The sequence below is a fragment of the Actinophytocola sp. genome, assembly GCF_035634895.1.
In the GTDB taxonomy this organism is placed as follows: domain Bacteria; phylum Actinomycetota; class Actinomycetes; order Mycobacteriales; family Pseudonocardiaceae; genus Actinophytocola.
Window position 1 is genome coordinate 1 of the sequence record NZ_DASQCC010000183.1, and the last position, 5117, is coordinate 5117.

A 5117-nucleotide genomic window follows, 5' to 3' on the forward strand; every position below is an offset into this window, starting at 1 on the left:
TTCGATGGTGGGCAACGCCGCCCCCTCCCGGTCAAGGTCAGGACTCGTCCAGTATGGGGGCGGCGTCCCCGTTACCTCAGCGCGTACGCGCGAATGATCGTCACCTTCTCGGAGTTTCCGTCCCGGTCGGACACGCTCGCCCGCAGTGAGACGAAGTTCGCGCCGCGTGGGTGGTTGACGGTCGCCTGCCACTCGCCGTGGTGGCGGCCCACCGCGGCCCGCTGCCACGTCGCGCCGTCGTCGTAGGAAACCTCGACGGCAGGGGTGTGCACGTTCCCCAGCGCGGCGTGGTTGCGTTCGACGGAAACCGGGATGGTGAACCGCCTTCCGGCCGGTGCCGCGTTGTGGTCGTCCACGTCCGGCGAGAACCGCACGGCCAGCAGTGGCAGGTGTGCCGGCTCCTCGCCGTCCACGTGCCCTGAGCTGAACGTCCACTCCCCGCTGACCGATGTGGACAGTCGGGCGGCCGGGCGGGTCACCGACGAGCGCACCGTGTAGCGGGCCTGTTCCGGTGCCACCGTGAACAACCCGCTGCCGGCATACGGTGTCTCGCCGACGACCTGGCCGTCCCGCGACAGCGTGGTGGCGCCGTCGCCGATCGGCAGGCCACCCCGGCCCGGGCCCTGGTCGGTGGTCAGCGGCAGGTCGAAGTTCACCTCGTCACCCAGCCTGGCCGCCGAGTACCAGTTGTCGGTGTCCGGGAACGCCGGACCGAACACGCCCGCGTTCCAGCGCACGGTCGTCGGGTGGCCGAGCCGGTAGGTCCGCGGCGCCATCTGGCTCAGTGCCGACACCGGCGGCCACGCCTGCGGGTCGGCCATCTCGTAGAGGTCGGCGGTCCACGGCACGTTCGGCGTGTAGTACTCGGTCAGCGCCGACGGCAGCGAGACCGGGAGGAAACCGTCCCGGACGCCGATCATGCCAGGGGTCGCCGCCGCGTACTCGCCACGCACCTTCGCGAGCTGCCGGTCGTGGACCGTCCACCGCAGGGTCGCCGGCACGCTGCCGTTGTCGGTGTGCCGCACGTGGTACAGGTACTGCCCCGTGAACGACGTGCCGTTCCACTCCGCCATCCTCGCCTCCGCGAGGAAGTCGAACCTGTCCTTCTTGGACGTGGCGGACGGCATCACGGTGAAGTCGTCGAAGCTCCCCAGGTAGTAGTAGCTGCCGGTCTGGCCCCATTCGGTGTCGAGCAGGAAGTTCAGCTGTGCCACGCCTGCCCTGGCGTTCGGCTTGTCGACGGTGAACCCCACCGGCTTCGTCCTACGGGCGTCGACGACCAGTGTCGAGTCGCCGCTGACCACGAACGCCGGTTCGGCGAACAACGCGTTCTGGTAGTCGAACTCGGCGATCTCGGTCTGGACGGTGGCCTCGAAGTAGTACTCCCCCTTCGGCAGCCGGGCGACGACCGTGCCGGACGGGTCGAACGGCAGGTACGCCTTGGGTTTGTGCACATCCACGAACCGGTGGAAGTACAGGTCGGTCGGCGCGCCGTTCTGGTCGAGGTACTCCACGGTCACGTCGTAGCTCTCGACCTCGCGGTTCACGGCGATGGGCGTGCGCACGGACTGGCCGCCGCCGGTCGCGGTGATCACCCCGCTGTACTCGCCGTCCGCCGCGTCGACCTTGGTGTCCGTCGTGACGGTCGCGGCGGCCTGTCCGCCGGCCGGGATGGTCAGCGACGCCGGCGTCAGCGTGAACATCCCTTGTGGCGCGGCGGATCCGTCCGGCGCCCGGACGGTGGCCGCGAGATCCAGCGTGACCGGTTCGGCGCCGGAGTTGGTGTAGGTCACGGTCCTGATGACCGGCTGGTCGTCGCCGTGCGGCCACTGCACGGTGCCGTTGTCGACGCTCGCCGGCGTCGAGAACACGGTGGTGTCGACCGCCTTCGCGACGTCCACCCGGCCAGCGCCCTGCTCGTACACGCTCAACGCGTCGTTCGGCTTGGCGGTGCCCATCAGCGCGGGCTTGAGCTGCGCCGCGGTCCAGTCCGGGTGCTCACCGGCGAGGATCGCCGCGGCGCCCGCCACGTGCGGGGTGGCCATCGAGGTGCCCGACAGGGACACGTAACCGTCCGCGGCCGGTTCCCCGATCACACCGTTCTTCGCCTTCGCGGCGACGATGTTCACACCGGGCGCGGTGATGTCCGGCTTGAGCGCGCCGTCGATCGTGCCGCGGCTGGAGAACTCGGCAAGCTGGTCGTTCCCGTCGACCGCGCCGACGGTCAGCGCGGCGTCCGCGCGGCCAGGGCTGCCGATCCACCCGCCCGAGTTGCCGGCCGCGATCACGAACAGCGTGCCGGTGTCGGCGGTGATCCGGTTGACGGCCTGGGACATCGGGTCCGTGCCGTCACTGGGCGCCGAGCTGCCGAGGCTCATGTTGACCACGTCGGCGCCGCTCTCGGCGGCCCACTCCATGCCCGCGATGATCCAGGACTCCTGGCCGCCGCCGAAGTCGTTGAGAACCTTTCCGTTGAGCAGCTTGGCATCCGGCGCGACACCTTTGTACCTGCCACCACTGGCCGCACCGCTGCCCGTGATGATCGACGCCACGTGCGTACCGTGCCCGAACCGGTCGTCGTCGGTGTCGCTGTCGGTGAAGTTCTTCGCGTTCACCACCGCGTCGGCCAGATCCGGATGCGTCACGTCGACACCCGTGTCCAGCACCGCCACCGTGGTCCCGGCACCGGTGTACCCCGCCGCCCACGCCTCGGGCGCGCCGATCTGGGGCACGCTGTGATCCAGGCTCGCCCGCACCGGCCCGTCGAGCCACACGTGCTCGGCACCGCGAGCCGTGGCCCAGAACGCGCTCGACCGCTCCGCCGACACCGCCGCCGCACCCATCACCGGCAGCTCACGGCTCACCCGCGCACCCGCCGCCCGCGGCGTACGACCCTGGTAGTCCACGATCAGCGGCAGCGCGGGCCGCGACGCGTCGTCGTACCCGTCCCGCACCAGCTCGGTGACGTCGAACAGCCGCGGGTCCAGCTTTCCGGACGACACAAGGGAAAGCGCGTCCTCCGGGATGACGTGCGTGTCACCCTGCTCGTCCTTGGTGGTGTAGAACGAGACGTGCCCGCGGCCCTTGGCGGCATGCACGCTGACACCGTTCGCGCCCCCGAGAGTCACCTTGTCCCCGGTCAACAAGGTCACCGTCGACCCGACCGTGCCAGGCGCCGCGACAGCCCCCGCGACACCCGGCACGGCCCATACGGCCGGCGCTACCACGCCCGCGGCGACCGCCGCGGCGAGCAGGCTCGACCGAGCCCGTTTGTGGATCATCAAACCCTCCAGGCACCCCGCGACGACTCCTCGCCGTTCGCCGCTAGTGATCCATACGTCACTAGCTGTTGCCCGGTTGCCCCACCCGCGTTCACGACTACCGGGAACGGCCTTGCGCCGCGCGCCGAACTCGTCTCAACAAACCGGGGAGCGGTGGCGTTCTAGTCTCGACCGTCATCGAGAAGGAACGGAGTCGCGGTGCTGGACACCTTCGACCAGTTCGCCGTCGATCGCATCGATCGGCTTCTGCGCTTCGCCACGGCGCTGACCTGTGACCCACATCTTGCGCAGGACGTGGTCCAGGACGTGCTCGTGCGGGTGCAGCACAGGTGGGCCCGGATCGGGCCGATGCCCGGGCGGGACCAGTACGTCCGCCGGATGATCATCAACGAGTACCTGTCCTGGCGGCGCAGGAAGGCCGCGCGGACCGTCGCCGCCACGCACAGCACGCTCGACGCGCTGGGCACGCCAACCGCCGACCCCGCCGGGTACGTGACCGAGCGGGACGCCATGCGGCGGAACATCGCGCGGCTGCCGCGCAAGCAGCGCGCCGCCCTGATGCTGCGGTTCTACGCCGACCGCGACGACGCGGAGATCGCCGAGCTCCTCGGCTGCTCGGAAGGCACCGTCCGCAGCCACATCTCCCGCGCGCTCAGCGCGCTGCGGGCCACCCACCAGCACCCCGTGAGGGAGGCACTGTGATCATCGACCGCACTGAACAGCTCGTCCGGGACGCGTTCGCCGAGGAGGCCGCGCGCGCGGCCGATCCCCGCGAGGTGCTCGCCAACCTGCGGGGGAAGCGGCCGCGCCGCTCGTACGGGCTCGTGCTCGCGACCGCGGCCGTCGTGGTGTTCGTCGCCGCGGTGGCGACGTTCGTGGTGCCCAAGGTGTTCGAGCACAGCACCGTGCCGGCGGCCGGCGAGCGGACCGGGACGCCGGCGAAGCCGACGAGCGTGCTGGTCGTCGGGATCGACGGGGCGCGGAACACCGACTCGATCCTGCTGGTGCGGACCGCAGCGAACGGCTCGACCAGCGTGGTCTCACTGCCCCGCGACTCGTGGGTGTCCGCGGGCGGGGCCATGACCAGGCTGAACCAGGTGTTCGTGAACTCCGGCATGGACACGCTGGTCAGCGCGGTCGGCGAGCTCACCGGTGTCGCCGTCGAGCACTGGGCCGTCGTCGACATGGCGGCGGTGGGCACGCTCACCGACGCGGTCGGCGGCGTGCCCGTCTGCCTGACCGCGGCCACCGAGGACCCTTACGCCGGCGCGGACTTCCCCGCCGGCAACCAGGTGCTCGACGGGGACTCCGCACTCGCGTTCATCCGCCAGCGGCACGGACTGCCGAACGGCGACCTCGACCGGATCGTTCGGTCGCAGGTCTTCCTGGAGTCGCTGCTCGGCAAACTGGACGGCAAGCGCCTGCCCGCCCTGATCGACTCCGTCAAGGGACACGTCCAGACGGATCCCGGCCTGGACGTGCTCGGGTTCGCCAAGGCCCTTGCCGACAGCGACACGCTGCACATCGGCACGATCCCCTACGAGAACCCCGACTTCCCGGCGCCGACGGGCGTGATGGCCGTCGAGGTCGACCCGGCCAAGGTCAGGCAGTTCGTCGCGGACCTGCCGAACACGAGCCCGCCCGCGGGGGTGACCTGCGTGAACTAGTGCGGTGTCCACCAATGTCGGTGGGTCCATCGGTGGATCCAGGTTTCCGCTGGCAAGGCGCCGATTCGCCCTCGTACTGGACCGTACTTGGGCGGATCGGCAACGCCGTCTCGCCGGCCCGGTGCTCGCTGGGCCGCCGAGAGACCCGGCGAACGTTGGTGGACACCGC

3 protein-coding genes are annotated in these 5117 nt (G+C 70.6%); 2 read left to right on the forward strand and 1 reads right to left on the reverse strand.

Annotated features, from left to right (window positions below; genetic code table 11):
* Positions 1-71: 71 nt before the first annotated feature.
* Positions 72-3281 (reverse strand): S8 family serine peptidase, encoded by a 3210-nt coding sequence (locus VET29_RS26870; RefSeq protein ID WP_324925366.1) that lies wholly within the window; start codon positions 3279-3281, stop codon positions 72-74.
* 198 nt (positions 3282-3479) lie between these two features.
* Here VET29_RS26870 and VET29_RS26875 point away from each other — a divergent pair, with 198 nt between their 5' ends.
* Positions 3480-3983: a SigE family RNA polymerase sigma factor gene (locus tag VET29_RS26875; protein WP_324925368.1), complete on the forward strand. Its 504-nt coding sequence runs from the start codon at positions 3480-3482 to the stop codon at positions 3981-3983.
* Positions 3980-4948 carry an LCP family protein gene (locus VET29_RS26880; protein WP_324925371.1) on the forward strand — a complete coding sequence of 323 codons (969 nt, stop codon included), beginning with the start codon at positions 3980-3982 and terminating at the stop codon, positions 4946-4948. The genes VET29_RS26875 and VET29_RS26880 overlap by 4 nt, the downstream gene beginning before the upstream one ends.
* Positions 4949-5117: the final 169 nt, after the last annotated feature.

Bases quoted from the DNA above. Each gene is read 5' to 3' on its own strand.
- VET29_RS26870 (WP_324925366.1), bottom strand. From the start codon at position 3,281: ATGATCCACAAACGGGCTCGGTCGAGCCTGCTCGCCGCGGCGGTCGCC.